The 2,645-nt window shown below is 60.0% G+C and carries 3 protein-coding genes; 1 reads left to right on the top strand and 2 read right to left on the bottom strand.

The genetic code is table 11. The annotated features are described in order from the left end of the window. A partial coding sequence (locus AC3WVG_RS11360) for a hypothetical protein (RefSeq protein ID WP_488798232.1) occupies positions 1-484 on the bottom strand: 484 nt, incomplete at its 3' end. Positions 485-518: 34 nt separating this feature from the next. On the opposite strand from AC3WVG_RS11360, the gene AC3WVG_RS11355 reads away from it, so the two are divergent. Continuing rightward, positions 519-2,318, top strand: a complete 1,800-nt coding sequence (locus tag AC3WVG_RS11355) for a transposase family protein (protein ID WP_488798231.1) — start codon at positions 519-521, stop codon at positions 2,316-2,318. 1 nt (position 2,319) lies between these two features. Here the strand turns inward: AC3WVG_RS11355 and AC3WVG_RS11350 are convergent. Continuing rightward, positions 2,320-2,645 (bottom strand): ATP-binding cassette domain-containing protein (locus AC3WVG_RS11350; RefSeq protein WP_488798230.1); only part of this gene is annotated, 326 nt, incomplete at its 5' end.

Genomic DNA, 2,645 nt, shown 5'->3' with positions numbered 1-2,645 from the left:
TCAACAATTCGGGACCAGTAGGCCGGGCTCCCACGCCCGGCAATGGGCGGCGTGGGAGCCGCCCCAGCTTATTGAGAAGATACTTGCCAAAGTCTGAAAGTTGAACTTTACCAACTGCATAGCCCTCCCGCTTGTGGTACACTGTAGGTCCACACCCAATGCTCACGAAGCAAGGAGGGCTTACCATGAGTATACCACAAGCACTGCCCAGCGTCCAGGGGCTTTCTGGTTTGTCAGCCTGGAGAGGCAACAGCTTCCTGCCATTTGCTCCTCCGCTTTCACAGCCACTGGCACCCGGTTCACCAGTGGCGTGGTCCCCTGGGGTCCCACCGGATGTGTGGGGGCCTGTATGGGACACTTCCCGTCCGGTCATAGCCGGGAGTCGCGGGGTTGCCTCCGTCGTCCAGGTGAACGGGATATGGTTGTTCCAGGAAACGGTGCAGACCTTGGAGCCGGCTCCCTGGTCGCAATTGCCGTTGGACATCGCTCGCGCCGGTGTCAGACAGGGACTGGGCCGGATGCGGGAACTACCGCAAGGCATGTTGACGCAGCACGCCTTGATGGTCGCCTGGGGCGAGTTCGCTCACGAGATCGGCTTGATTCCGAAGCTCCAGCAAGTACCGATGTCGCAGAAGAGTGTTGTCCACACGCCCCAGGCCAAGGTGCTCACCTTTCTGATGGGCATCTTGACCGGCATCACCCACCTGAAGGACCTCAACGAGGGACCCCACCCCTTGGCCCACGACTGGCCCGCCATCCGGGCCTGGGATTTAGCCTCTCTGGCTCATTACAGCGGTGTCAGTCGAACCCTGGCAAGCTGTGACGAAGCAACCGTGGAGGCCATCACCCAGGTGTTGCACGAGGTGTCTCAGCCTTTCATCGAGCAGGAAGTTCGGCTGCTCCTGGAGCGAAACCTGCCCTTGATCCTCGATTTGGACCTGGCACCCCGTCGCGTCAGCAACACCAGTACCACCTTTCCCGATGCTCAGTTTGGTTGGCAAGATGACCGGGTGGGCCTGGGGTACGACGCGGCGTTGGTGGCTTTGACCTCCCCCACCTACGGCCGTTTGTTCCTGAGCGGCTTTCATTATCCGCGTAACCCGGTCTCGCTGCCTCGGCTGCAAAAGATGGTCTACGCCGCAGAGGATCGCTTGGGACGACAACCCCGGCGCCGGACGGAATTGGTCAAACAACGCCTGAAAGCGTTGGAAAAACCTTTGGTTCAGCGCCAACGGTGGCTGCTCGCCCAAGTGAACAAGCAGAGGCAGTTCATGGACCAGTTGGACATCTTGCCTGCCGAGGTGGCGCGGTTGGAAGCGGAAGTCGCTGCCCTGGAAGCCAGCTATCAAGCTCAAAACCGGGAGGAAAAACCCCACAGCCAGTTGGCCAAGGCCCGACATCGGCTGGCCGCTGCCCGGAAGAGACTGGCCCAAGCTCCGCAGCGGCTGAAACAGGCAGAACAGGCCGCCGCCACTCACCGCCGACGCCTGGACCAGTTGGAGGTTGAGCGCGCTGAACTGAAAGCCCATCTGGCCCGCCTGGAAGCCGACAATGAGGACAATGCCCAGCCGGTCTCCATCATCGTGCGCGTCGATGCGGGCTTTGGCACGGGACCCAACATCGCCTGGTTGATCGAGATGGGCTACCTCGTCTACACCAAGGCCTACAACGCTCAGGTGGCCGCCAAACTTCGAGCCAAGGTCGAACCCGATGCTCAGTGGACACAAGTGGGCAGCAACGCCGAGATGATCGCCTGGGACGAGCAGTACATCAACCACTGTCCTTACCCCTTGACCATGGCCCTGGAACGCTTCCACATGCCTGGCGGCCTGAAGCACAGTACCTTGATCGCCTACCGGGATGACGGACAACACCTCATCTTGCCAGCCTGGTTTGACTTTTACAACGCCCGCCAAACGATTGAGGCCGGCATCAAGGAGGTCAACGTCGTCTTTAAGATGCACCCCCTCAAGATGCGCTCCCGAGGCGGTATCGCTTTGCAGGAACAGTTCTCCTTGTTCGCGGCCAACTTTGTACGCTGGGCGATGGCCTGGCTGCGCGAACAAGTCGTTCGCAGTAGCAGCCACTTCGGCGAGGCATTGACGCGCGTGAAGGCTATGGTCCGGGTAGCAGCCAACACCAGTGCCTGGGTGGTAGGGCAAGATGCAGATTTATTGGTAATGTTCGACGAGACCGGGGCCTATCCGGGCGTGGAACTCCGCCTGGCAGGAACGTGGCGCACTCGCCCGCCAATGCTGCCCCGCAAAAAAGTTCAAAAACTCGAGTTCAGAAACGGATTCGCTTCTGGTTGCACATGACTTACGCTAGGACTTGCGCAATGCGCGCTTTGTGTTCCCGTGCAGGCACATTGTACAGCCGGGCGTGAAACAGCAGGTTTTCACGAGCTGTCAGGTCGTTGTAGAGCGCCGTCTCTTGGGGGACAACACCGAGCATGGCCCGCACTTTTGCGGTATTGGCGGCTACCTCCACCCCGTGAATCAGCGCCCGCCCCGAAGTAGGTTTCAATAACCCGCACATCAGGTTGACCGTGGTCGTCTTGCCGGAACCGTTCGGCCCCAGCAAGCCAAAAACCTGAGCGGTTTCAATCGTGAGCGTCAGCTTGTTCACGGCTGTAAGTGGCTCGG

It is taken from the genome of Desulfovulcanus sp., from assembly GCF_982781345.1.
This window is presented reverse-complemented; position numbering and strand designations above follow the sequence as displayed.